Consider the following 23198-nt stretch of genomic DNA (forward strand, 5'->3'; position numbering starts at 1 on the left):
CACCACCCGCGAAACGGCGGTGCCCCCGCGCTCACCACGAGCACGGGGGCACCGCCGTATCCACGTCACACCGCGAAGAACGCCGCCGTCAGCAACCCCACCCCGGACCCGGCCAGCACCCACGCCGCCCGCGTCCGCCGCAGCCCGCCCGCCACCACCACCGACGCCAGCAGCAGCGCACCACCGAGCGGCACCCACGCGTACAGCACCCCGGCCGGACCCGAGCGGACGGCGTGCTCGCCACCCGGCTTCAGCACCACCGAGTAGGTCCGCCCCCGCGACACGGCCACCGAATCCTCGATCTCGACGCTCGCCCGCGCCCGCGACCCCGCCGACACCGGCGCGTACGGCCCGCTGCACGAACCGCCCCCGCACCGCGTCACCTCGACCGTGCCCTGCTCACGCCCCTTGGTCAGCATCACGTGCTGCGCCGTCCCCCACGACGCCCACACCCCGGCGATCAGGATCAACGCGGCGACCAGACCCATCGCCGCCACCCGGCCGAACCGCAGCGCGGCACGCGAGGCGCGCGAGGCCTGACGAGGACGGGCAGCGGCAGCGGCTGAGGCAGGCATGGCCGGGATCATTGGCCATACCTATGCGCTCGGTCAACTCACCCGGGCGGCAAACCCCGACACGTCACGAGTTGTACGTGCCCTGCGCCCGCTCCAGCCCCTCGATCACCAGACACTCCACCGCATCCGCCGCACGGTCCACGAAGTAGTCCAGCTCCTTGCGCTCCGCCGACGAGAAGTCCTTCAGCACGAAATCCGCCACCGGCATCCGCCCCGGCGGCCGGCCGATCCCGAACCGCACCCGGTGATAGTCCGACCCCAGCGACTTCGTGATCGACTTCAGCCCGTTGTGCCCGTTGTCCCCGCCGCCCAGCTTCAGCCGCAGCACGCCGTAGTCGATGTCCAGCTCGTCGTGCACCGCCACGATGTTGGCCACCGGCACCTTGTAGAAGTCCCGCAGCACCGTCACCGGCCCGCCCGACACGTTCATGAACGACATCGGCTTCGCCAGGATCACCCGCCGGTTCGCCGGCCCCGGAGGACCGATCCGCCCCTCCACCACCTGCGCCTGCGCCTTGCCGTGCCGCTTGAACCGCGCCCCGATCCGCTCCGCCAGCAGATCCACCACCATGAAACCGACATTGTGCCGGTTCGCGGCATACTCGGGCCCCGGATTTCCCAGACCGGCCACCAGCCAGGGCGCACCCGCGTCCGTCGTCACGTCCATGTCTCCTTGTCCGCCGTCCGTCCACACATACACGTCGGCCGCTGCCCCGCACGGGAACAGCGGCCGACCACACGATGACCGTGCGGGAGGATCAGGCCTCGGCGGCCTCTTCGCCCTCACCCTCGCCCTCGGCGGCGGGCTCCTCGGCCTGCGCGGCCAGGACCTGCAGCACCACGGCGTCGTCCTCGACGGCCAGCTTCACACCGGACGGCAGCTTGATGTCCTTGGCCAGGACGGAGGCACCGGCCTCCAGACCCTCCACGGACACCGTGACCGACTCGGGGATGTGCGTGGCCTCGGCCTCGACCGGCAGCGCGGCCAGCACGTGCTCCAGCAGGTTGCCGCCCGGGGCCAGCTCGCCCTCGGTCTGCACCGGGATCTCGACGGTCACGGTCTCGCCGCGCTTCACCAGCTGCAGGTCGACGTGCTCGAGGAAGCCCTTGATCGGGTCACGCTGGACCGACTTCGGGATCGCCAGCTCGTTCGTCTTGCCGTCGATGTCCAGCGCGATCAGCACGTTCGGCGTACGCAGCGCCAGCAGCAGCTCGTGACCCGGAAGGGTCAGGTGCACCGGGTCGGAACCGTGACCGTACAGAACACCCGGAACCTTGTTGTCACGACGGATGCGACGCGCGGCACCCTTGCCGAACTCGTTGCGCGTCTCGGCGGCGAGCTTCACCTCGGACATGATCACTCCTCGTAGAGGTAGAAACGGACGTGGTCACCCGGCCACGAACGGCCTGCTACGAAGAGCGCGTCGATAACGGACAGCCACACCCGCGAAACACGAGTACGGCCTCCCTCGCCGAGCAACTTCAGCAGTCTACTCGGAGACGAAGGCCGCACCCAAAACGATCTCGAGAGCCCCGCAGGCCCCCTGAAAAACCCTTACTGCTCGTCGAACAGGCTCGTCACCGAACCGTCCTCGAACACCTCACGCACCGCACGCGCGACCGTCGGCGCGATCGACAGCACCGTGATCTTGTCCAGCTCCAGCTCGCTCGGCGTCGGCAGCGTGTTCGTGAACACGAACTCGCTCACCTTCGAGTTCTTCAGCCGGTCCGCCGCCGGACCCGACAGCACACCGTGCGTCGCCGTCACGATGACATCCTCCGCACCGTGCGCGAACAGCGCGTCCGCCGCCGCACAGATCGTGCCACCGGTGTCGATCATGTCGTCGACCAGCACACAGATCCGGCCCTTCACATCACCGACGACCTCGTGCACCGTCACCTGGTTCGCCACGTCCTTGTCACGACGCTTGTGCACGATCGCCAGCGGCGCACCCAGACGGTCGCACCAGCGGTCCGCCACCCGCACCCGGCCCGCGTCCGGAGACACCACCGTCAGCTTCGAACGGTCCACCTTCGCACCCACGTAGTCCGCCAGCAGCGGCAGCGCGAACAGGTGGTCCACCGGACCGTCGAAGAAGCCCTGAATCTGATCCGTGTGCAGATCCACCGCCAGAATCCGGTCCGCACCCGCGGTCTTCATCAGGTCCGCGACCAGACGCGCCGAAATCGGTTCACGTCCCCGGTGCTTCTTGTCCTGCCGCGCGTAACCGTAGAAGGGCACGATGACGGTGATGGAGCGGGCCGACGCGCGCTTCAACGCGTCGATCATGATCAGCTGCTCCATGATCCACTTGTTGATCGGAGCCGTGTGGCTCTGGATCAGAAAGCAGTCCGCACCACGCGCCGACTCCTGATAACGGACGTAGATCTCACCGTTCGCGAAGTCGAAGGCCTTCGTCGGGACGACCCCGACACCCAGCTCGTGGGCGATCTCCTCGGCAAGCTCGGGGTGGGCGCGGCCGGAGAAGAACATCATCTTCTTCACGCCGGTCGTCTTGATCCCGGTCACAGCACTTTCTCCTCAGAGGTTTCGCAGCTGAGCCTCATCAGGCTCGTCCGGCTGGGTGCCGGAGGCGTCTCAGCTGGTGGGGTGCGGATGTGCACTTATCACGGTACGCCGTGTTCGACGCGCCGGTTTCCGGTCAGCCCTCGCCACCGGACTCCCGGGACACCGCCTCGGCCGCCTTCGCCGCCGCGCTCCCCGGACGCTTACGGGCCACCCAACCCTCGATATTCCGCTGCTGGCCACGGGCCACGGCCAGCGAACCGGGCGGCACATCCTTCGTGATCACCGAGCCGGCAGCCGTGTAGGCACCGTCCCCGACCGTGACAGGAGCCACAAACATGTTGTCCGAACCCGTCTTGCAGTGAGAACCCACCGTCGTGTGGTGCTTGCTCTCCCCGTCGTAGTTCACGAACACGCTCGCCGCACCGATGTTGGTGTACTCACCGATCGTCGCGTCACCCACGTAGGACAGGTGCGGGACCTTCGTCCCCTCACCGATCGAGGAGTTCTTCGTCTCCACATACGTACCGATCTTGGCCTTCAGCCCCAGCCGGGTACCCGGACGCAGATACGCGTACGGGCCCACGGTCGCCTCCGGACCGACATCGGCACCCAGGGACACCGTGTTGTCCACCCGCGCGCCCGCGCCCACCCTGGTGTCCGTGAGGCGGGAGTTCGGCCCGACCTCCGCACCCTCGGCGAGATGCGTGCCGCCCAGCAACTGCGTCCCCGGGTGCACGACGACGTCCTGCTCGAAGGTCACCGTCACGTCGACCCACGTGGTCGCCGGGTCCACGACCGTCACGCCGGCCAGCATCGCGCGCGTCAGCAGCCGGTCGTTGAGGATCCGGCGGGCCTCGGCGAGCTGCACCCGGTTGTTGATCCCCGCGATCTCCCGGTGGTCCCCCGCCACGGAGGCACCGACCCGGTGACCGGCCTCCCGCAGGATGCCGAGCACATCGGTCAGGTACTCCTCGCCCTGACTGTTGTCCGTCCGCACCTTCCCCAGCGCGTCCGCGAGCAGCTGCCCGTCGAAGGCGAAGACACCCGAGTTGATCTCACGGATCGCCCGCTGCGACTCGGAGGCGTCCTTGTGCTCCACGATCGCGGTGACCGCGCCGGAGGCCCCGTCCCGCACGATCCGCCCGTACCCCGTCGCGTCCGGCACCTCGGCCGTCAGCACCGTCACGGCGTTGCCGTCGGCCGAGTGGGTGGCGGCGAGGGCCCGCAGCGTCTCGCCGGTCAGCAGGGGAGTGTCACCGCAGACGACCACGACGGTGCCGTCCACGGCACCGCCCAGGGCCTCCAGCCCCATCCGGACGGCGTGCCCGGTGCCGTTCTGCTGCTCCTGCACGGCGGTGCGGACGTCGGGGGCGACCTCGGTGAGGTGCGCGGTGACCTTCTCGCGGGCGTGACCCACGACGACGACCAGGTTCTCGGGCTCCAGCTCACCGGCGGCGGCGAGCACGTGACCGACGAGGGAACGTCCGCACAGCTCGTGCAGGACCTTGGGTGTGGCCGACTTCATACGGGTGCCCTCACCCGCTGCGAGAACGACGACGGCTGCCGGGCGAATGGCGCTCACGGGATGCCCTTCGGCTTTGAGGGGGTGGGGGTGGACATCCGCAGGATACCGGGGTGGTTTGTGGGGGGCATGAGTGCGGGCCCTGACGGTGGCTTTCGCCGGTCAGGACCCGAACTGAATATGTGCTCCCGGGGGAGGACTCGAACCCCCATGATCAGAACCAAAATCTGACGTCTTGCCCTTAGACGACCCGGGATTACCGCTATGTCCGATTTGCTAGATCGGCTGCGGAGGCAGCACCTACTATGCCGTACCACCAGCCTTCGATGCGACGGTACAGGTCTGCCCCGCCTCGCACGTCGACGCGCAGGCAACCCCGGTAGCTCTGGTCGGTGTTCTTCCGATTGGTGCTCGGGTTGTGTCGCTTGAGAGTGGTCTTCAGGAGGTCGGCCGTCTTGATGCCGACGTGCTCGGCCCAGTACGCCTCGGCGCCTGGCACGTCCGCGGTTTCGTGGATGTGTACGGTGAATCTGAGGGACGCGGGATCGACGCGCAGCAACGTGAGCCAGGCCAGGAAGACCGTGATGACGTCGGGATCGCTGTTGATGAAGCTCACCCGCTCCCGGCGACTGTACGGCTTGCTCTTGGAGCCCTCCGCCCAGTACAGGGCCACGCCGGTGAGGAATAGTTCCCGATCGGTCATGGTGGCGACCTCTTCCGACGCTTTCCGTCGGGTCTGCTGCCTCTCCTCCTCCCGTACGCGCAGCGTCGCTTCCCAGCCGCGCTTGGCGATGGCGGAGGCTTCTGCGCGTGTGCGTGTGCGGGGCCGCTGCTCCGGCTTCGGCAGGTCCCGGACCCAGAGTGAGATCGAGCTCTTGCTGCATCCCAGTTCCACCTGGATCTGGTCGTACGTCCAGCCCTGAAGCCGCAGCTCACGGGCTCGCTCCCGCAGGTCGTCCTTCGCGTTCGGGCGCTTCGTCCATTCCGGGGGCGGCTCGCCCTCCAGGAGGCGGTTCAAAATGTCGTTGTTGTCGACGTGCAGCCGGTCGCGGATCTGACGGCGGCTGAGGCCCTCGCGTCGCAACGCCACCGCCTGCTCCCGCAAGCCTTCGAAGTCCGCGTACTTGTTCCGTGAAAGTGCCATGGGCATACCGTCCGGCCGGAATGGGCGGCTCCGGTGCTGGTCGGTCGAGGGTTCACCAGTTCGAGGGATATCGCGTCGTATCGCTTGGTGAAAGTCGACGGAAAGGGGGCGGGGGGCGCCCGTAGGGTGGTGGGTATGACCACGACGGGGGAAGACCACGTACCGGCCCGGGGTGGGCCTTGGTGGTGGGACAGGCGGCGCGGAGCGGTGCTCGATGTGAGCCTCGGCGTCGTGTCCGCGCTGGAGTGCGCGGCGGAGGGTGTGCCGTTCGCGAGGGAAGCCGGGATTCCGTGGGCGGCGGGGGTCGTCTTCGGGTTGCTGGCCGGTTCGGTGCTGGTGGTGCGGCGGAAGTGGCCCATCGCGGTGGTGCTGGTGGCGATCGCCGTCACGCCGGCGCAGATGGGTTTTCTGATGGGGGTCGTCGGCCTGTACACGCTGGCGGCGTCCGAGCTGCCGCGGCGGATCATCGGGTCGCTGGCCGGGATGTCGTTGCTCGGCACGTTGATCGTGACGTTCGTGCGGGTGCGGCAGGACATGGCGTCCGATGATCTGGACATCGGTGACTGGTTCATTCCGTTCGCGGCGATCACCACGTCCCTGGGGATGACCGCTCCGCCGGTGCTGCTGGGGCTGTACGTGGGGGCGCGGCGGCGGCTGATGGAGAGCCTGCGGGAGCGTGCGGACAGCCTGGAGCGGGAGTTGCAGCTGCTCGCGGAGCGGGCGGAGGAGCGTGCGGAGTGGGCGCGCAGCGAGGAGCGGACGCGGATCGCGCGGGAGATGCACGACGTGGTGGCGCACCGGGTGAGTCTGATGGTGGTGCATGCGGCCGCGTTGCAGGCGGTGGCGCGGAAGGATCCGGAGAAGGCGGTGAAGAACGCCGCGCTGGTGGGGGACATGGGGCGGCAGGCGCTGACGGAGCTGCGGGAGATGCTCGGGGTGTTGCGCGCGGGTGCGGAGGGGGCGCGGGCGGAGCGGGCGGCGGTGCCGTTGGCGGCGGTGGGGGTGGCCGCGGCGGCGGCTGCTTCGCGGGCGGCGGAGGACGGTGAGCGTCCTGCGGAGGGGCCGTGTCTGGCGGAGCTGGAGGAGTTGATCGGGCAGTCGACGGCGGCGGGGATGGTCGTGGCGTTGTCGGTGGAGGGGGAGGCGCGGTCGTATGCGCCGGAGGTGGAGTCGACGGCGTTCCGGGTGGTGCAGGAGGCGTTGACGAACGTCCATAAGCATGCGGCCGGTGCGAAGACGTATGTGCGGTTGGCGCATCGGGGGTCGGAGATCGCGATGCAGGTGGAGAACGAGCCGCCGCCGGAGGTGTCGTCGGCGTCGTCGGCGCGGTTGCCGTCGGGTGGCAACGGGTTGGTGGGGATGAAGGAGCGGGTGTCCGCTCTGGGTGGTGTGTTCGTGTCGGGGCCGACGGACGCGGGGGGTTTCCGGGTGTCGGCGGTGATTCCGGCGCCGTAGCCGTAGCCGTAGCCGTAGCCGTGGGCGCGGGCCGGGCGGGGTTCAGTCGGCGGTGGTGGCGGTGGTGGTGAGGCGGGTGGGCTGGGTGCCGGCGACGAGGGCGGCGAGGGCCTGGTCGATGTCGGGGCCGAGGTACCAGTCGCCGGTGTGGTCGAGGGCGTAGACGCGGCCTTCGGTGTCGATGGCGATGAGGGCCTGGGTGTCGGTCTCGGTGCCGAGGGGGCAGGTCTGGGTGTCGAGGGCGCGGCCGAGGTCGCCGAGGGTGCGGGCCATGTGGAGGCCGTGCAGGGGGTCGAGGTGGAGGGTGGCGGGGGCGATCTGGCGGCCGGGGCCGGTGGGGGTGATGGTGAGGCCGCCGAATTCGGCCCAGGCTTCGACGGCGGCGGGGAAGACGGAGTGGCGGTGTCCTGCGGGTGAGGTGTGTTCGCGCAGGGTGTCGGCCCAGATCTCGGCCTGCTTGATGTCCCAGCGTCCGGGTTGCCAGCCGGCGTCGCGCAGGGCGGCGTCGACGGGGACGGGGAAGCGGGTGGTGGAGGTGCGGTCGGCGTGCATCTGCCCTTGGTTCGTCTCGGTGGTGGCGTCGGCGTGGCGGGGTCGGTCAGTCGTCGGTGGTGGGGTCGACGATGCGGACGCCGAAGTGGGCGCTCAGGGCGGTGCAGGCGCGGCACGGGGTGGCGAAGCTGCCGTGGAGGGGGTCGCCGTCCTCGCGGATGCGGCGGGTGGTGAGTTTGGCGTGTTTGAGGGCTTTGCGGGCTTCGCCGTTGGTCATGGGTTTGCGTGCGGCGCGTTTGCTGCGGGCGGAGTCGGCGGTGGTGAGGTGCCGGGAGATGAGGATGGTTTCGGCGCAGCGGCCGGTGAAGCGGTCGCGTTGTCCGCTGGTGAGGGTGTCGAGGAAGTCCTGGACGAGGTGGTGCAGGGCGGGGGGTGTGTCGGCGCGGGTGGGGGTCCCGGTGAGGGTGGTGCCGCGGACGGAGAGGGCGGCGGCGACGGTGGGGAGTATGCCGTCGCGGCGGTGGCGCAGGGTGGGGGTGCGGGAGGTGTCGGTGGCGCTCCAGCCGATGCGGGGGTCGCCGGTCCGGGGGTCGTCGGACCTGCCGGTGTGTGGTCCCGTCTGCGTCGCACTCATGATCATCTTCCCCTCCTGGGCATCCCCCCGGAGGTCACAGGGTGCCAAATCCGGGGGCGTGTGCGGAAGCTGGGGCGGGGTGACACGCCCGGGAGTGGGCGGTCCGTCACGAGGGGGTGACGGCTGGTCACGGGTGGGGCGGGGGTGGTGGTGCGGGGCCGGTGACCGGTGTCGGCGTACCGCATAGGCTGTCGGCACCGCGTTCGCGTGCGGTGATGGAAGACAGTGCAGACAGACAGACGCCGCAGGGGGCTACCGCCATGACGACAGGTCGGCTCGGGCAGATCGCGCCGCCGAACGCGGCCTACGCCGGGCAGGTCGTGCATTTTCCGGATCCGGTGCGGGCGGCCCGTCACCCGAGAGGGGTACGGGTGGACGAGGGTGGTTACCCCGTTTTCTCGCCGTACGCCCGTGCGGTGGCGGAGATCGCGGAGCCGCCGGTGGGGTTCGGGGTCGACGAGCTGCGGCTGACGGACTACGTGTCGGCGAACGCGGCCTTGGCGGCGTCGGGGCACGAGCTGTGGGACACGGTGCCGGCGGTGGCGACGCCGCACGGCTGGACGTGGCATCACGCGGCCGGGTCGCGGCGGATGGAGCTGGTGCCGGTCGAGGTGAAGGCGTTGCTGCGGCATCACGGCGGTATCGCGACGGCGGCGGTGGACCAGGACAAGCGGGGCACGCGGCCGTTGCAGGAGACGCGTCCGGCGCATTTCGGGCTGCCGAAGTCGGGTGTGGCGGTGACGGAGCAGCAGGTGCAGGGGGTCGAGGAGGATCTCGGGTACCGGCTGCCGGGTGCGTACCGGTCGTTCCTGAAGGCGGCGGGTGGTTGCGCGCCGGTGGGTACGGCGTTGGACGCGGAGCTGGGGCTGCTGGTGGACCAGCCGTTCTTCACGGTGCGTGAGGAGGCGGCGGTCAATGACCTGGTCTATGTCAACAAGTGTCTGCGGGACCACCTGACGAAGGACTATCTGGGCGTCGCGTTCGTCCAGGGTGGTCTGCTCGCGGTGAAGGTGAAGGGCGAGCGGATCGGTTCGGTGTGGTTCTGCTCGTACGACGACGCGCGGGACGTGGATCCGTCCTGGTCGCCGGCGGAGCGGGTGGAGCGCCTGCTGCTGCCGTGCGGTGAGGACTTCGACGCGTTCCTGTCCCGGCTGGCGGGATCGCCGCCGGAGTTGGAGACGGTGGCGAACCTGATGGTGGACGGTGGTTTCGCGCGTGCGGTGCCCGTGGCGTCGGCGTCCTCGGCGCCGGTAGGGGAGTGAGCTGGCGATGGTGACGTTCGCGCAGGCGCAGGAGCGCGCGGAGGAGTGGGTCAACGGTGAGCTGCCGGCGTACCAGCACCGTGAGGTGCGGGTGCGGGAGTTCGGTCTCGGGTTCGTGGTGTGGGCCGAGGACCGTGCGGACGGGCCGCGTTCGGACGGGGGTGCGCAGCGGCTGGTGATCGCGCGGGACAGTGGTGAGGCGACGCTGTGGCCGGCGCTGGCGGTGGGGGAGGTGATCCGCCGCTACGAGGAGGAGTACGGCCGTCCGGAGGCGGTGGAGGAGCCGGCGCCCGCGCCCGCGGCGCGGGTGGACCTGAATCAGACGTCGTTCCTGCTGAGTCCGCCGGAGTGGTTGCAGGAGGCGGCGGACAAGCTGGGCATTCCGGACCGGCGGGGTGAGCGGGGCGCCGCTGACGGTGCCGCGGCGGATGCCACCGGTGCGGGCGGTGCGGGGGCGCTTCCCGAGACGCAGGCGGGGGCGCCGTCGGCGGCGCCTTCCGCTCCCGCTGCTTCCTCTGCGCCTTCTGCTCCCGCTGTGCCTCCCGCTCCGTCCGCGCCGTCGGCCGGGGCGGTCGCGGATGCCCGGGGCAGCGGTGCGGCGTGGCCGGCCGCCGGTGACGCCTCGGGTGCCGGTGGCGACACGTCCGGTGCGCCGGCCGCGCCCGCGGGAGCGACCCCCTGGGCGGGGACGGACACCAACGCGGACGCCGGGGAGGACCGTTCCGTTCCGCTGCCCGAGACGGTGTTCGCGCCGCCGTTGAGCGGTGCCGACGACGCGCCGCCGCCCTCGGTGACGCCGGACGCGAAGACGGCGCTGATGTCGGGCGGCAGCCGGCTTCCGCGGACGGCGCTCGCGCCGGCGGTCGGCGGCCCGAACACGCCGGCGACGCCCGCGGGCACGGGGACGCCGCCGCCTGCCGCGCCTTCCGCGCCGCCGGCCGCGCCTGCCGCGCCGCACACTCCGCCGCAGGCCGCGCCGCCCGCCGCGCCCGCGCCTCTGCCGCAGGCCGGTCCGAGCACGCCGGCGCGGCCGCTCCCGCCGAACGCCGGGGACATCGCCGACGCCGCGACCAGCAAGGCGGCGCCTCCGCGGCGCGGCGGCGGTCCGACGACGCCGCCTCCGCCGGGCGCTCCGGGTGTGCCGGGCGGGCGGCCGGGGAGTACGCCGCCGCCGGCCGCGCCGGGTGCGCCGGCGGGCGGTTATGTGCCGACGCAGCTGGTGTCGTCGCTCGGCCCCGAGGGCCCGGGCGCTCCCGGCGGTCCGGCCGGGCCGGGCGCGCCGCCTCCGCCGAGTGCCCCCGGCGGGACGCCCCCGGGCGGGGTGCACCATGCCGCGACGATGCTGGCCGACCCGGGCCGGACGGGCGGCGGGGCGCCTCAGCCTCCCGCGCCGCCCGCTGCTCCCGGTGTGCCGGGCGCCCCTGGTGTGCCGGGCGCCCCTGGGGCGCCGGGCGTTCCCGGCGCGGGTGGTGGTCCCGGTACGCCGCCGCCTCCCGCGGCTTCCGGCGCGCAGGGTTCCTCCGGCGGGCCGCGGGGTGCCGTGCACCATGCGGAGACGGTGCTGGCCGCGCCTCCGGTGGGCGGCCCGGGCATGCCTCCGCCTCCGTCCGCGCCGGGCGTGCCCGGCCCGCCGCCGCCTCCCGGTGCCCCGGGTGTCCCCGGTGGTGCGCAGCCCGCGCCGCCGGGCGCCGTGCCGCCGGGCGCCGTGCCGCCGGGCGCGATGCCGCCCGGTGCGGTGCCGCCGCCCGGGCAGCCGGTGCCGGGGCAGCCTCCGGCGTACGGCTATCCGCAGCCGCCCGCCGGTCAGCCGACCGTCGGCCCCGGTTACCAGGCGGTGCTGCGCTACCGCGCGCAGGACGGCTCCGAGCAGCAGCTCATCCGGCGTTCGGCGCCCGGCACGCCGCACCCGGAGTGGCAGATCTTCCACGAGCTGCGGGCCATGAACGTGCCGCCGGACCAGGTGCTCGAGCTGCACACCGAGCTGGAGTCGTGCGAGCTGCCGGGCGCGTACTGCGCGCGGATGATCCGGGAGCAGTGGCCGCAGGCGCGGATCACGTCCATCGCCCCGTACGGCACCGACCACGCGAGCCGGCAGCAGGGCATGCAGCAGCTGCTGGCGCACCAGGGCGAGCTGCACCAGGTGGCCGACGGGCCGGCGCGTCCGGCGCCGGTGCGGGCGCCGCTGCCGCAGGTGCAGCCGGCGCCGCCGATCCCGCCGGAGGGCATCGGTCAGGAACTGGCGGCGGCGTTCGGGCCGGGCGTCTTCCGGTTCGAGCAGGCCGCCGTGTCCCGGCAGGGTGTGCCGCCGGTCGTGGCGCACACGCTGGTGGCGGCGGGGCTGCCGATGGACATGGGGCCTTTCTTCTGGGCGCAGGCCCAGCCGGGCCGTCCGGTGCCGACGCTGGCGGAGCTGGCGGCCGAGCGGGGCGTGCAGCCGGCCTCGGACGCGGGCTCGTACCTCGTGGTGGGCAGCGACTTCGGCCGGGCGGTCTGTGTGCAGTACGGCACGGCGAACATCGTGGCGGTGCCGGTGGAGGCGGGTCCGGGCGGTGCGCCCGTGCCGCCGCAGTTCGTGAACACGGGGCTGCCGGAGTTCGCGCGCTGTCTGGCGCTGCTGGGCCGGATGTGGCGGCTCAGGTTCGGTCTGAACCAGGAGCAGGCGGGCCGCTGGACGGTGGACTTCCAGGCGCAGCTGGCCTCGATCGACCCGGCGGCGCTCGGGTCGGCGGAGAGCTGGTGGTCGGTGCTGCTGGAGCAGATGTGGGACGGGCTGCTGTGAGGCGGCGCCGCTGACACGCGACGACGGGCCGGGCCGGCCTCCCGCACGGGAGCCGGCCCGGCCCGTCGGCGTGGGGCCGGTCCGGGGCGCCATTGTCGTGCCTTTTGTGCGGAGTGTCGCGTTATGAGTGTTTACGTCTGATCCGTAAAGATGTCCGGACATCGCGGAAGTCTGTCAGTGGATCGGGCGAAACAGGGGTTCCGGTATGAGCAGCGCATCGGCGTCGCCGCACGGTTTCGTGACCGTACGGGCGCGCGGTTACCGTCCCGAGCAGGTCGACGCGTGTGCCGAGGCACTCTCCCGCGAGCGTGACGCCGCCTGGGAGCGGGCCGCACGGCTCACCGTGCTGGCCCGCCGGATGGGCACGGAGCTGGACCGGCTGCGGGAGACGGTGGCGGGGCTGGCGCCGCAGGACTACGCGTCGCTCGGGGACCGGGCCCGGCGCCTCTTCCGGCTCGGGCAGGAGGAGGCCGAGGCCGTACGGGAGCGCGGGCGGCGCGGGGCGCGGGAGCTGATGGACCGGGCGCGGGCCTTCGAAGCCGAGGCCGGGCGTGCTGCGCGGGCGCATGCGGACGCCGTGCGGGCCGAGGCCGACGCGTGGGCCCGGCAGCGGCTGACGAAGGCGCGGGCCGAGGCCCACCAGGTGCGGGTCACGGCCCGGCGCGAGGTGCGGGCCGGGCGGGGCGAGGCGCTGTCCGCGGCGCGGGAGGCGAGGCGGCGCGGTTCGTCGCTGCTCGCGGGGCAGGCGGCCGAGCAGGCGGAGCGGTGGGCGGAGGCCGAGCGCGAGGAGGCGGACCGGGCGGCCGAGCTGGACGCCTGCCACGAGGAGCGGCTCACGCGCGCCGAGCGGGCGCTGGCCGAGGCGGAACGGGCCCTGGCCGAGGAGGAGGCGTCGGCCCGGCGCCGGCAGGAGGAAGCGCGGACGCAGGCCGCGGAGACCGTCGCGGCGGCGCGGGCACGGGCCGAGCGGATCGCCCGGGAGACGGAGCGGGTGCTGCGCGAACACGGGGAGCGCTGGGACGAGGTCCAGAACCAGATCAGCTCGTCCCGCGGCCGCCTGGGCACCCTGACGGGCCACAGCGCGGAGTGACACCCTCGCTGCCCCGGCGTCGGTTCCCCTCTGGCGGGGGGCCATCCGCGTGCCGCGCCCCTTCGTCCACGGGTACGTCCCGCCGGTCACGAGGGCGGCCACCGCACGCCGTGCCGGCCGGGATGCGTATCTGCCGTCTGTCGCGGGGTGGCCCATCGCCGGCCGCGCCCGGCGCCCGCCGCCCCCGCGTGCGTTCCGCCTCTGGCGGGGGGCCATCCGCGTGCCGCGCCCCCTCGTCCACGGGTACGTCCCGCCGGTCGCGAGGGCGGCCACCGCACGCCGTGCCGGCCGGGATGCGTATCTGCCGTCTGTCGCGGGGTGGCCCATCGCCGGCCGCGCCCGGCGCCCGCCGCCCCCGCGTGCGTTCCGCCTCTGGCGGGGGGCCATCCGCGTGCCGCGCCCCCTCGCCCACGGGTACGTCCCGCCGGTCGCGAGGGCGGCCACCGCACGCCGCGCCCGGCCGGGATGCGTATGTGCCGTCGGCCGCGGGGGCGGCCACCCGCACGCCGCGTCCTTGCCAGCCGTCACGTGAGGGCCGGTCGGGCGGGAGGGCGCGGCCTTCCGGCGGGTGCGGCGGCGCCCGCCGCCCCCGCGTGCCGTCCCAGCGAGGACCCGCCGCCCCGTACGCGGCGGACGCCGTCCCGCACGGGGCGGACGCCGTCCCGCCGCCCCCTCCGGACGGAGTCCCCGTCACCCGCCCCTGCGGACCGCCCCCGCCAGGAGGCCCGCCTCCAGGGCCTCGTACCGTCGGCGCTGCTCGTCCGTCTTCCGGCGGCCGGAGGCCACCGTGCCGAGCCAGCCGAAGGCGAAACCGGCCGGGATGGAGACCAGCCCGGGGGTGGTGAACGGGAACCAGTTGAAGTCGGCGTCCGGGAAGGCCGCCACCGGGGTGCCGGAGACCAGGCTGGTGCCCGGCATCAGCACCAGGACCGTGACGGTGCCCCCGATCAGCGTCCACAGCAGGCCCGTTCGGGTGAAGCGGCGCCAGAAGAGGCTGTAGACCAGGGCGGGGCACAGGGCGGACGCGCCCAGGCAGAAGGACAGGGTGGCCAGCGGCTGCAGGCTGTGGTGCTGCACCAGGGTGGCCAGCGCGATCGCGGGCACGCCCACCGCCAGGGCGGACAGCCGGGCCAGTGTCATCTCGCGGCGTGGCGTCAGCTCCCGTGGCCGGGTGGCGAACACGTCGTGGGCCAGGGAGTTGGCGCAGGCGAGGATCATGCCGGCGACGGAGGCGAGCAGGGTGAGGAACAGGGCGGTGCTGACGGTGGTGAAGAGCAGGGTCTCCACCATGGTCACGTCCGTGCCGAAGGCGGCCCGTGAGCCCAGCAGGTAGGCGGTGTTGCCGGCCGGGTCGATGTGCGCGACGGTCTCGCGGCCGACCAGGGCCGTGGCGCCGAGGCCGACGACGGTGACGACCAGCACGAACAGGGCCACCAGCGACACCGCCCAGGACATCGACCGGCGTACCTGGCGGGCGCTGGAGGCGGTGTACATGCGCATCGTGACGTGCGGCAGGCAGGCGCCGCCGAGGACCACGGCCAGCTGGGAGGAGACCATGTCGAGCCCGGGGTGGGGTCCGGCGGAGGCGTACTCGAGGCCGGGGTGCAGGAAGGCGGGGCCCGCGCCGCTGCCCCGGGCGGCGGCGTCGAACAGGGCGCCCGGGTTCCAGTCGAAGCGGTTCAGGACGAGGACGGTGACCACCGCGCCGGATCCGAGCAGCATCACGATCTTCAGGATCTGAATGAGGGCGGTGCCCTTCATCCCGCCGATCGCCGCGTAGCTGATCATCAGCGCGCCCACGCCGACGATGCAGCCCGTCTGCACCGACTCGCTGGTGAACCCCAGCAGAAACGACAGCAGTTGCCCGGTACCGGCCAGCTGCACCAGCATCATCGGCAGCAGCGCGGCGATGGTCACCACGCAGGCCGCGACGCGCACGCTGCGCGCCGGGGTGCGGCGGGACAGCGCGTCGCCCATGGTGAACCGGCCCGCGTTGCGCAGCGGTTCGGCCATCAGGAACATGAGCAGCAGCAGGGACAGCGCGGTGCTGAGGGCGAGTACGACACCGTCGTAGCCGAACAGGGCGATCACGCCGCCGGTGCCGAGGACGGTCGCCGCGGAGATGTAGTCGCCCGCGATGGCCAGGCCGTTGCGCATCGGCGACAGGGTCCCGTAGCCGGTGTAGAACTCGTCGAGGTCGTCCCGGTCCGGGCCGGTCATCACGCACAGCAGCAGCGTGACCGTGGCGATGGCGGTGAAGGCGACCAGGGCCATCGCCTGCGCGTTGTCGTCGAATCCGGTCACCAGGCCGCCCCCCGCCTGACGTCCACTTCGCTGTCGTGGCGGATGCGGTCCGCGAGCGGGTCCACGGTGCGGCGTGCGGTGTGCTCGTACAGGACGATCGCCAGCCAGGTGACGGGGAGCTGGAGCAGCGCGAGCAGCAGGCCCAGCGGCAGCCCGTCGGCGACGGAGCCGGTGAGGGCCGACGGGGCGAACGCCGACAGGCCCAGGAACAGCAGGAAGTAGCCGAGCGCGGCGAAGGTGGCCGTGCGCCGCTGCCGGCGGTACGCGCCGCGCAGGACGCGCAGGTCGCTGTGGTGCCCGAGCGGCTGCCGGGACCGGGCGGCGTACGGCGGGTCGGTGTCGTGGCTCGGAGAGCCGTCGTACGAGGAGGCGGGGCCGTACGGCGAGGGCCCGTACGGCGGTGGCGCGCCGTGCCGTGGTGGTGGGTACGGGTCGAAGGACATCCCGGTGCTCCTTGCGCGGCTGGGGTCCGCGGGCGGACCGCAGGGAGGCGGGGGGTGGAGGGCCACGCACGTTACTCGCCGGTTCGGTTCCGCGGGCCCTTTTCGGCGAACTGAGTGGTCGGTATGCCGTCACCTCGGGTGCGCGGCCCACCGTCGCGCCGTTCTCGCAGGGCACCGGCACAACCGTCCCGCGCGATCAGTCCTTCAGCACCGGGAACTTCCGCGGCGCGACCACCAGCAGCACCACGAACGCCAGGGCCGCCGCCCCCGCCGCGCCCAGGTAGACCGCGTGGACGGCCTCGGCGATCGCGTGCCGTACGGGCTCGGCGGGGGCGCCGGTGTCCAGCGCACGGGTCACCGAGTCGAGGTCGCTCGCGCCGCCGAGCCGTGCGGCCAGCACGCCGTTGGCGATCGCGCCGAAGACGGCCGCGCCCACGGTCTGCCCGGTCTGGCGGCAGAAGAGGACGGACGCGGTCGCCGTGCCGCGCTCCGACCAGCCCACCGTCGACTGGACGCCGACGATGAGCGGGAGCTGGAACAGCCCGAGCGCGGCACCGAGCAGCAGCATCAGCAGCATCGGCTGCCAGGGCTCGCCCGGGTAGGGCAGGAAGGGGAAGGCGAGCAGGATCAGGGACGCGGTGCCGATGCCCAGCATGGCCGTGTGGCGGAAGCCGATCCTGCGGTACACGTGCTGGCTCAGCGCCGCCGACACGGGCCAGGTCAGCGTCCATACGGACAGCACGAAACCGGCGGCCACGGGGGCCAGGCCCAGCACCGACTGGGCGTAGGTGGGCAGGAACACGGTCGGGGCGACCATCAGCAGGCCCAGCGCGCCGAGCGCGAGGTTCACCGCGGCGATCGTCCGGCGCCGCCACACCCAGCCGGGGATGATGGGGTCCGCCGCCCGGCGCTCGACCACCACCACGACGGCCAGCAGCGCGAGCCCCGTACCGAACAGGGCGAGGGAGGGCGCCGACAGCCACGGCCAGGCCACACCGCCCTGCACCAGCGCGGTGAGCAGCACACCACCGCAGGCGAACACGGCCAGCGCGCCCGCCCAGTCGACCCGGGGCCGCGCGCCGGACGCCTCCCGCCGCGGCTCGTGCAGGTGACGCACGATCAGCCACAGGGCGAGGGCGCCGATCGGCAGGTTGACGAGGAAGATCCAGCGCCAGTCGGCGTAGGCGGCGAGCACACCGCCCAGGCCGGGCCCCGCGATCGCCGACACCGCCCACACGGTGGACAGCCGGGCCTGGATCCTGGGCCGCTCCTTCAGCGGGTAGAGGTCGGCGGCGAGGGTCTGGACCGTGCCCTGCAGGGCGCCGCCGCCCAGGCCCTGCACGACCCGGAAGGCGATCAGGGCGGCCATGTTCCACGCCAGCGCGCACAGCAGGGAGCCGAGCAGGAACAGGGCCGCACCCGCGACCAGCACCGGTTTGCGGCCGAAGGTGTCGGAGAGCTTGCCGTAGACGGGGAGGGTGACGGTGACGGCCAGCAGATAGCCCGAGAAGAGCCACGAGAAGAGGGAGAAGCCGCCGAGGTCGCCGACGATCTGCGGTACGGCGGTGGAGACGATGGTCGAGTCGAGGGCCGCCAGGGCCATCGCCAGCATCAGCGCGGCGACGACGGCGCCGCGCCGGTCCGTGCCGCCGCCGGACGCGGCCTCGCGTACCGCGGGTCTGGTGCCGCCCACCCCGGGTCTCCCCCCGTGTTCACCGGGGACCCCTGATGTGTGCCCCGTGCATCGACCTGCCGGGTTCAGCTTGCCACTTGAGCCTCACGTCGCGGGAGGGTGGAGGCTCGGTGCGTCCGAGGGCGGAGACCTACCCCTAGGAGAACTCCACCGACGGGTGGACAGCCCCTAGGGGTACCTCCGTACTACGGCCCGGGGAGGGTTCGTACCGGCGGAGGACGAGACGGGCCCCGGCGGGTCCTTAATCTGGCTTTACGCCGCTGGGGGGCGGCGAACCGGACCAGCGGGGGTGGGGTTTTCCCCAGCGGAAGAGTGCGCTGAGCACCAGCGCGCCCGACCCCTGGTCCCGGCCAGACTCTTCGACGTAGCAAGCAACGCCTTCAGCGGTACCGAACGACCCGTACCGCCGGCACCGGCGGCTCACTCGATGACCGACATAGGAGACTTGACATGACATCGGCCGTAACCACTCCCCTGCACGGGAGCACCGGAGGGCGTACAGCCGTCGCCGCGCGGGCGCGGCAGGTCGTCAAGGCCTACGGCAGCGGGGAGACCCGGGTGGTGGCCCTGGACCACGTGGACGTGGACATCGCCCGCGGCCGGTTCACGGCGATCATGGGTCCGTCGGGCTCCGGCAAGTCGACGCTGATGCACTGCCTGGCCGGCCTCGACACCGTCACCGGCGGACAGATCTACCTGGACGAGACCGAGATCACCGGCCTGAAGGACAAGAAGCTCACGCAGCTGCGCCGGGACCGGATCGGCTTCATCTTCCAGGCGTTCAACCTGCTGCCGACGCTGAACGCCATCGAGAACATCACGCTGCCCATGGACATCGCCGGCCGCAAGCCCGACAAGGCGTGGCTGGACCGGGTCGTGGAGACCGTGGGGCTCGCCGGCCGGCTCAAGCACCGGCCGACCCAGCTCTCCGGCGGCCAGCAGCAGCGCGTCGCCGTGGCGCGGGCCCTGGCGGCCCGGCCGGAGATCATCTTCGGGGACGAGCCGACCGGAAACCTCGACTCGCGGGCCGGCGCCGAGGTGCTGGGCTTCCTGCGCCGGTCGGTGGACGAGCTGGGCCAGACCATCGTGATGGTCACCCACGACCCCGTGGCCGCGAGCTACGCGGACCGGGTGCTCTACCTCGCCGACGGCCGGATCGTCGACGAGATGCACCGGCCGACCGCGGAAGCCGTCCTGGACCGCATGAAGGACTTCGACGCCCGGGGGCGTACGTCATGACCGTCGTCAAGACCTCGCTGCGCAACTTCTTCGCGCACAAGGGCCGGATGGCGCTCTCGGCGGTGGCGGTGCTGCTGTCGGTGGCGTTCGTGTGCGGCACCCTGGTGTTCACGGACACCATGAACACGACGTTCGACAAGCTGTTCGCGGCGACGGCGTCGGACGTGACGGTCTCCCCCGCGTCCGCGAAGAGCGACGAGGCGCCCCGCAATGGTGTGCCCGAGTCGCTTCCCGCCTCGGCGGTCGAGCGGTTGCGTGACGTGGAGGGGGTCACGTCGGTCGAGGGCGCCGTGAGCTCGGCCAGCGTCACCGTCGTCGACGGTGAGAACGAGAACATGGGCTCGTCGACGGGCGCTCCGACGATCGCCGGCAACTGGACGCGGAACGACCTGCGGTCGATGGAGATCACCTCGGGACACGCCCCGCGCGGGCCGACCCAGATGATGGTCGACAAGGACACCGCCGACAAGCACGGCCTGCGGCTCGGCGACGAGTTGCGCACCATCACCGCCCGCGGTGACCTCTCCGCGCGGATCGTCGGAATCGCCGCCTTCCGGGTGACCAACCCCGGGGCAGCGATCGTCTACTTCGACACGGCCACTGCCCAGAAGGTGCTGCTCGGCGCCGTAGGCCGGTTCACACAGATCAACGTCACCGCAGCCGACGGTGTCTCCGACGTCCGGCTCAAGGGAAGCGTCTCGGCCGAGCTGGACGGCGCGTACCTGGTCCGGACGCAGGCCGAGACCGCTGACGCGAACCGCAAGAGCGTCGGCGAGTTCCTGGATGTCATCAAGTACGCCATGCTCGGCTTCGCGGGCGTGGCGTTCCTCGTGGGTGTCTTCCTGATCGTCAACACGTTCTCCATGCTGGTCGCTCAGCGGACGCGTGAGATCGGCCTGATGCGGGCGATCGGCTCGTCGCGCGGTCAGGTCAACCGGTCCGTGCTGGCCGAAGCGCTGCTGCTGGGCGTGGTGGGCTCGGTCCTGGGCGTCGGGGCTGGAATCGGTCTCGCGGTCGGCCTGATGAAACTCATGGGCCTCATGGGCATGCACCTGTCGACGAGGGATCTGACGGTCACCGTGGCGACGCCGGTGGTGGGCCTGGTGCTCGGCATCCTGGTCACCGTCCTGGCCGCTTGGCTGCCCGCACGCCGGGCGGCGAGAATCTCTCCGATGTCCGCGCTGCGCGAGTCGGGCGCACCGGCCGGCGGCCGGGCGGGCTGGGTGCGGGCCGTGATCGGCCTGGTGCTCACGGGTGCCGGCGCCCTCGCCCTGTACGCCGCGGCGGACGCGTCGAAGGCGAGCGACGGTGCGCTTCTGCTCGGCGCCGGTGTCCTGCTGACCCTGCTCGGGTTCGTGGTGATCGGTCCGCTCCTCGCGGCCGGGGTGGTCCGCGTGCTCAGTGCCGTACTGCTGCGGGCCTTCGGACCCGTCGGACGCATGGCCGAACGCAACGCGCTGCGCAATCCACGCCGTACCGGCGCCACCGGGGCTGCGCTGATGATCGGCCTGGCCCTGGTCGCCTGCCTTTCCGTGGTCGGCTCTTCCATGGTGGCCTCCGCCACCGCCGAACTGGACAAGACGGTCGGTGCCGACTTCATCGTCGAGAGCGAAGGCGACAAGCCCCTCAACCCGGCCGCGGTCGCGGCGGCGAGAGGTGCTTCCGACCTCGGCCACGTCACGCGCCTTCGACAGGTTCCGGCCGACATCACCACACCGGACGGCACGGTCCACGAGGGCCGGCTGAGCGCCACCGACGCCGCCTACCAGCAGGACCTGCGCAGGCAGACCGTGTCGGGCAAGCTGTCCGAGGCCTACGGCGGCGACGCCATGTCCGTCGGGTCGGATTTCGCCGGAGACCACGGTGTGCGCGTGGGCGACACCCTGACCGTCGCCTTCGACGGGGGGCGTGTCGCCAGGCTGCGAGTGGCCGCCGTCACCTCGGACGACACCGCACTCGACCAGGGAGCGATGTACACGGGCATCGACACGGTGGAGCGGTACGTCCCGGCCGACCGGATGCCGCTGGACACGGCCCTGCTCATCACCGCCAAGGACGGGCAGGAGGAGCACGCGTACGAGTCACTGAAGGCCCACCTGGCTTCCGACCCCACCGTCACCGTGCTGAACCAGGCCGACTACAAGCAGGAACTGAAGGACCAAATAGGGCAGTTGCTCAACATGGTCTACGGTCTGCTGGCCCTGGCCATCGTGGTCGCGGTCCTCGGCGTGGTGAACACCCTCGCCCTGTCCGTGGTGGAGCGCACCCGGGAAATCGGTCTGGTCCGGGCCATCGGCCTCTCCCGTCGGCAGCTGCGCCGCATGATCAGGATGGAATCGGTGGTGATCGCCGTGTTCGGCGCGCTGCTGGGCCTGGGCCTCGGTATGGGCTGGGGTACGACCGCTCATGAACTGCTCGCCCTGGAAGGGCTGAAGGTGCTGGACATCCCCTGGCCGACGATCGCGGCGGTGTTCGCGGGCTCGGCGTTCGTCGGGCTGTTCGCGGCACTGGTACCCGCCTTCCGGGCAGGGCGGATGAATGTGCTGGACGCCATCGCGACGGACTGACCGCGCAACCTTCGGCGTACCGAGCAAGACGCGAGGGCGGCGGGACGTGGGTGCGATCCCACGTCCCGCCGCCCTCGTGGCCGTACGGAGGGGCACGGACCGGCTCGGACTCGGTGTCAGCCGAGAGCGCGGACGGCCGAGTAGTACTTCTTGGCCGTCTTGTAGCAGGCGGCCTTCAGCTTCTTCCGCTGGCCCGGCGTGTAGGGGTCCGCCCAGGGCTTGTACGTGCACACCCGGTTCATGTCGCCGAGGAATGCCTTGTCGATGCGCAGCTTGTGATCCCGCTTGAACGCGGTCTTGCCGGCGATGCTCTTGTAGTTCCGGTACCCGAAGTCGTGACGGTAGCAGGGGAAGGAGAAGTCGTACCCGCCGGGTATCTTGTTCGGGGACTTGGAGCAGTAGTCGGTCTTCCAGTTGAATTTGTACTTCGTGATCGCCGCCTTCTTCTGGCGGTACTGGCCGAGCGCGGTGAACCAGCGGTTCTGGGATGCTTCCGAGTTGTCGGTGAGGGACTTCAGCTTCGTCAGCTTCGCTCCCTTCGTCACGGCGGGGGCGGCCTGGGCGGAGCTTGTTCCGGCCGGAGCGGCGGAGTCCGCGAGCGCCGGCGTCGCTCCGGTGGCGAGCAGAAGGCCGGAAAGGGCGACAGCGGGGATTGCTTTGCGCAACTGGGTCATGTGCGACGCCTTTCGGTTCGAGGTGGCGGCAACAGTTGCACGGGCGTCGACGGCCGAACAAGCGGATGTGAGGGAAATGAGCCACGTCCGTGTTCGGAATAGTCCGTTCCATCTCCCTGAGCAGCATCAATGCGTCTTTCTCGCGCTTCATGCCAGTCGTGCTATATGCGTGTTCTGCGATATCGGAAGGCGCTTTCCGTCGAGCGGGAGGGCGGTATTGGGAAGCTCAGTTCTTGCTCAAATTGCACCGTCTCGGCGGGCCGGCCGGTTACCGTCCCGGGCGGGGGGCGGCTGACGAATTGATGTTTTGAATTGAACAACCGGGGGGTGGCGATGATGCGTCGATCGCGGGGAACGGGGCCGGGAATCGCGGGGCCTGGGCGCGTGGCGGGGGAAGGCGTCGCGAGGACGTGGGAGGCGTCGGTGGGCAAAGCCGTGCGCAGCCGGCGGGAAGCCGCCGGGATGACGCAGGTGCGCCTGGCCGCACTGTCCGGGCTGACGCAGGCAGCGATCTCCCGGCTCGAACGCGGCAGATGCGCGCCCACGTTTCCTTTACTGGAACGCATAGCTCAGGCGTTCGGTGCCGAACTGTTCGTGACCGTCGCACCGGGGCGGGGGGTGTTTGTCGCTTTCCGCGGTGCCGGTGACACCGCTGTGCGAGTCGGTACCGCCTTGCCGGCCGTCCCGTCGCGGACCGGGCCGCAGCGGCAGCACCCGGGCTCCCGGCCGCCCTCCGGCTGAGGGCGCGGGCGGACGGACCACGGGACGCGTCGAGAGCTGGGTGCTCCGGCCGGG

Annotated in this window: 19 protein-coding genes and 1 tRNA gene; 7 read left to right on the forward strand and 13 right to left on the reverse strand. The window is 72.0% G+C overall.

The features are described 5' to 3' along the window. Nucleotides 1-65 precede the first annotated feature (65 nt). From ACGF3H_RS20400 to ACGF3H_RS20430, 7 genes are all read right to left on the reverse strand, one after another. A complete protein-coding gene (locus tag ACGF3H_RS20400; RefSeq protein WP_362497918.1) occupies nucleotides 66-587 on the reverse strand; it encodes a hypothetical protein in 522 nt (173 codons plus the stop codon). A gap of 52 nt (nucleotides 588-639) precedes the next feature. After that, entirely contained in the window at nucleotides 640-1242 is a 603-nt protein-coding gene (pth, locus tag ACGF3H_RS20405) for an aminoacyl-tRNA hydrolase (protein ID WP_362497915.1), read from the reverse strand. Between the two features lie 91 nt (nucleotides 1243-1333). Next, the gene (locus tag ACGF3H_RS20410; protein WP_362497912.1) at nucleotides 1334-1930 is read right to left on the reverse strand and encodes a 50S ribosomal protein L25/general stress protein Ctc; all 597 of its coding nucleotides are present in this window, start codon (nucleotides 1928-1930) and stop codon (nucleotides 1334-1336) included. Between the two features lie 200 nt (nucleotides 1931-2130). After that, nucleotides 2131-3105, reverse strand: a complete 975-nt coding sequence (locus ACGF3H_RS20415; RefSeq protein ID WP_362497910.1) for a ribose-phosphate diphosphokinase — start codon at nucleotides 3103-3105, stop codon at nucleotides 2131-2133. Between the two features lie 133 nt (nucleotides 3106-3238). After that, nucleotides 3239-4687 carry a bifunctional UDP-N-acetylglucosamine diphosphorylase/glucosamine-1-phosphate N-acetyltransferase GlmU gene (gene glmU / locus ACGF3H_RS20420; RefSeq protein WP_362497907.1) on the reverse strand — a complete coding sequence of 483 codons (1449 nt, stop codon included), beginning with the start codon at nucleotides 4685-4687 and terminating at the stop codon, nucleotides 3239-3241. Nucleotides 4688-4812: 125 nt separating this feature from the next. Further along, nucleotides 4813-4883: transfer RNA gene (locus tag ACGF3H_RS20425), tRNA-Gln, on the reverse strand. 6 nt (nucleotides 4884-4889) lie between these two features. After that, the gene (locus tag ACGF3H_RS20430; protein WP_362497905.1) at nucleotides 4890-5771 is read right to left on the reverse strand and encodes a hypothetical protein; all 882 of its coding nucleotides are present in this window, start codon (nucleotides 5769-5771) and stop codon (nucleotides 4890-4892) included. A gap of 135 nt (nucleotides 5772-5906) precedes the next feature. On the opposite strand from ACGF3H_RS20430, the gene ACGF3H_RS20435 reads away from it, so the two are divergent. Beyond that, nucleotides 5907-7226 carry a histidine kinase gene (locus tag ACGF3H_RS20435; protein WP_362497902.1) on the forward strand — a complete coding sequence of 440 codons (1320 nt, stop codon included), beginning with the start codon at nucleotides 5907-5909 and terminating at the stop codon, nucleotides 7224-7226. Between the two features lie 42 nt (nucleotides 7227-7268). Here the strand turns inward: ACGF3H_RS20435 and ACGF3H_RS20440 are convergent, their stop codons facing one another. Both ACGF3H_RS20440 and ACGF3H_RS20445 read right to left on the reverse strand, forming a co-directional pair. After that, nucleotides 7269-7778 carry an SUKH-3 domain-containing protein gene (locus ACGF3H_RS20440; RefSeq protein ID WP_362497899.1) on the reverse strand — a complete coding sequence of 170 codons (510 nt, stop codon included), beginning with the start codon at nucleotides 7776-7778 and terminating at the stop codon, nucleotides 7269-7271. Nucleotides 7779-7824: 46 nt separating this feature from the next. After that, nucleotides 7825-8352 (reverse strand): YwqJ-related putative deaminase, encoded by a 528-nt coding sequence (locus ACGF3H_RS20445; protein ID WP_362497896.1) that lies wholly within the window; start codon nucleotides 8350-8352, stop codon nucleotides 7825-7827. Nucleotides 8353-8612: 260 nt separating this feature from the next. Between ACGF3H_RS20445 and ACGF3H_RS20450 the strand changes: the two genes are divergently transcribed. The 3 genes from ACGF3H_RS20450 (at nucleotide 8613) to ACGF3H_RS20460 (ending at nucleotide 13483) form a co-directional block, all read left to right on the forward strand. Next, nucleotides 8613-9614 (forward strand): SMI1/KNR4 family protein, encoded by a 1002-nt coding sequence (locus tag ACGF3H_RS20450; protein WP_362497964.1) that lies wholly within the window; start codon nucleotides 8613-8615, stop codon nucleotides 9612-9614. A gap of 7 nt (nucleotides 9615-9621) precedes the next feature. Beyond that, the gene (locus tag ACGF3H_RS20455; protein ID WP_362497894.1) at nucleotides 9622-12393 is read left to right on the forward strand and encodes an SUKH-4 family immunity protein; all 2772 of its coding nucleotides are present in this window, start codon (nucleotides 9622-9624) and stop codon (nucleotides 12391-12393) included. 205 nt (nucleotides 12394-12598) lie between these two features. Beyond that, nucleotides 12599-13483: a cellulose-binding protein gene (locus ACGF3H_RS20460; RefSeq protein ID WP_362497891.1), complete on the forward strand. Its 885-nt coding sequence runs from the start codon at nucleotides 12599-12601 to the stop codon at nucleotides 13481-13483. A gap of 690 nt (nucleotides 13484-14173) precedes the next feature. On the opposite strand, the gene ACGF3H_RS20465 is transcribed toward ACGF3H_RS20460, so the two are convergent. The 3 genes from ACGF3H_RS20465 to ACGF3H_RS20475 all read right to left on the reverse strand — a co-directional run bounded on the left by ACGF3H_RS20465 (nucleotide 14174) and on the right by ACGF3H_RS20475 (nucleotide 17923). Continuing rightward, nucleotides 14174-15757 (reverse strand): cation acetate symporter, encoded by a 1584-nt coding sequence (locus ACGF3H_RS20465; RefSeq protein ID WP_362497961.1) that lies wholly within the window; start codon nucleotides 15755-15757, stop codon nucleotides 14174-14176. A 26-nt stretch (nucleotides 15758-15783) separates the two neighbouring features. Further along, nucleotides 15784-16230, reverse strand: coding sequence for a DUF485 domain-containing protein (locus ACGF3H_RS20470; protein ID WP_362497888.1), 447 nt, complete (start codon nucleotides 16228-16230; stop codon nucleotides 15784-15786). Nucleotides 16231-16426: 196 nt separating this feature from the next. Next, nucleotides 16427-17923 carry an MFS transporter gene (locus ACGF3H_RS20475; protein WP_362497885.1) on the reverse strand — a complete coding sequence of 499 codons (1497 nt, stop codon included), beginning with the start codon at nucleotides 17921-17923 and terminating at the stop codon, nucleotides 16427-16429. A 450-nt stretch (nucleotides 17924-18373) separates the two neighbouring features. Between ACGF3H_RS20475 and ACGF3H_RS20480 the strand changes: the two genes are divergently transcribed. Then, nucleotides 18374-19162, forward strand: a complete 789-nt coding sequence (locus tag ACGF3H_RS20480; protein ID WP_362497882.1) for an ABC transporter ATP-binding protein — start codon at nucleotides 18374-18376, stop codon at nucleotides 19160-19162. Then, entirely contained in the window at nucleotides 19159-21729 is a 2571-nt protein-coding gene (locus ACGF3H_RS20485; RefSeq protein WP_362497879.1) for an FtsX-like permease family protein, read from the forward strand. The genes ACGF3H_RS20480 and ACGF3H_RS20485 overlap by 4 nt, the downstream gene beginning before the upstream one ends. Before the next feature lie 116 nt (nucleotides 21730-21845). Here ACGF3H_RS20485 and ACGF3H_RS20490 read toward each other — a convergent pair whose 3' ends face one another. Then, the gene (locus tag ACGF3H_RS20490; protein WP_362497877.1) at nucleotides 21846-22403 is read right to left on the reverse strand and encodes a phospholipase A2; all 558 of its coding nucleotides are present in this window, start codon (nucleotides 22401-22403) and stop codon (nucleotides 21846-21848) included. A 462-nt stretch (nucleotides 22404-22865) separates the two neighbouring features. Between ACGF3H_RS20490 and ACGF3H_RS20495 the strand changes: the two genes are divergently transcribed. Next, the gene (locus tag ACGF3H_RS20495; protein WP_393816521.1) at nucleotides 22866-23144 is read left to right on the forward strand and encodes a helix-turn-helix transcriptional regulator; all 279 of its coding nucleotides are present in this window, start codon (nucleotides 22866-22868) and stop codon (nucleotides 23142-23144) included. Nucleotides 23145-23198: the final 54 nt, after the last annotated feature.

Origin of the sequence: Streptomyces sp. NPDC048185 (assembly GCF_043202495.1) — a bacterium.
Classification (GTDB): domain Bacteria; phylum Actinomycetota; class Actinomycetes; order Streptomycetales; family Streptomycetaceae; genus Streptomyces.

What these genes read in the sequence shown, in the direction of transcription:
- ACGF3H_RS20400 (WP_362497918.1), bottom strand. Translation starts at nt 587, where the DNA reads ATGATCCCGGCCATGCCTGCCTCAGCCGCTGCCGCTGCCCGTCCTCGT.
- pth (WP_362497915.1), bottom strand. Translation starts at nt 1,242, where the DNA reads ATGGACGTGACGACGGACGCGGGTGCGCCCTGGCTGGTGGCCGGTCTG.
- ACGF3H_RS20410 (WP_362497912.1), bottom strand. Translation starts at nt 1,930, where the DNA reads ATGTCCGAGGTGAAGCTCGCCGCCGAGACGCGCAACGAGTTCGGCAAG.
- ACGF3H_RS20430 (WP_362497905.1), bottom strand. Translation starts at nt 5,771, where the DNA reads ATGGCACTTTCACGGAACAAGTACGCGGACTTCGAAGGCTTGCGGGAG.
- ACGF3H_RS20435 (WP_362497902.1), top strand. Translation starts at nt 5,907, where the DNA reads ATGACCACGACGGGGGAAGACCACGTACCGGCCCGGGGTGGGCCTTGG.
- ACGF3H_RS20440 (WP_362497899.1), bottom strand. Translation starts at nt 7,778, where the DNA reads ATGCACGCCGACCGCACCTCCACCACCCGCTTCCCCGTCCCCGTCGAC.
- ACGF3H_RS20445 (WP_362497896.1), bottom strand. Translation starts at nt 8,352, where the DNA reads ATGAGTGCGACGCAGACGGGACCACACACCGGCAGGTCCGACGACCCC.
- ACGF3H_RS20450 (WP_362497964.1), top strand. Translation starts at nt 8,613, where the DNA reads ATGACGACAGGTCGGCTCGGGCAGATCGCGCCGCCGAACGCGGCCTAC.
- ACGF3H_RS20455 (WP_362497894.1), top strand. Translation starts at nt 9,622, where the DNA reads ATGGTGACGTTCGCGCAGGCGCAGGAGCGCGCGGAGGAGTGGGTCAAC.
- ACGF3H_RS20460 (WP_362497891.1), top strand. Translation starts at nt 12,599, where the DNA reads ATGAGCAGCGCATCGGCGTCGCCGCACGGTTTCGTGACCGTACGGGCG.
- ACGF3H_RS20465 (WP_362497961.1), bottom strand. Translation starts at nt 15,757, where the DNA reads ATGGCCCTGGTCGCCTTCACCGCCATCGCCACGGTCACGCTGCTGCTG.
- ACGF3H_RS20470 (WP_362497888.1), bottom strand. Translation starts at nt 16,230, where the DNA reads ATGTCCTTCGACCCGTACCCACCACCACGGCACGGCGCGCCACCGCCG.
- ACGF3H_RS20480 (WP_362497882.1), top strand. Translation starts at nt 18,374, where the DNA reads ATGACATCGGCCGTAACCACTCCCCTGCACGGGAGCACCGGAGGGCGT.
- ACGF3H_RS20485 (WP_362497879.1), top strand. Translation starts at nt 19,159, where the DNA reads ATGACCGTCGTCAAGACCTCGCTGCGCAACTTCTTCGCGCACAAGGGC.
- ACGF3H_RS20490 (WP_362497877.1), bottom strand. Translation starts at nt 22,403, where the DNA reads ATGACCCAGTTGCGCAAAGCAATCCCCGCTGTCGCCCTTTCCGGCCTT.
- ACGF3H_RS20495 (WP_393816521.1), top strand. Translation starts at nt 22,866, where the DNA reads ATGACGCAGGTGCGCCTGGCCGCACTGTCCGGGCTGACGCAGGCAGCG.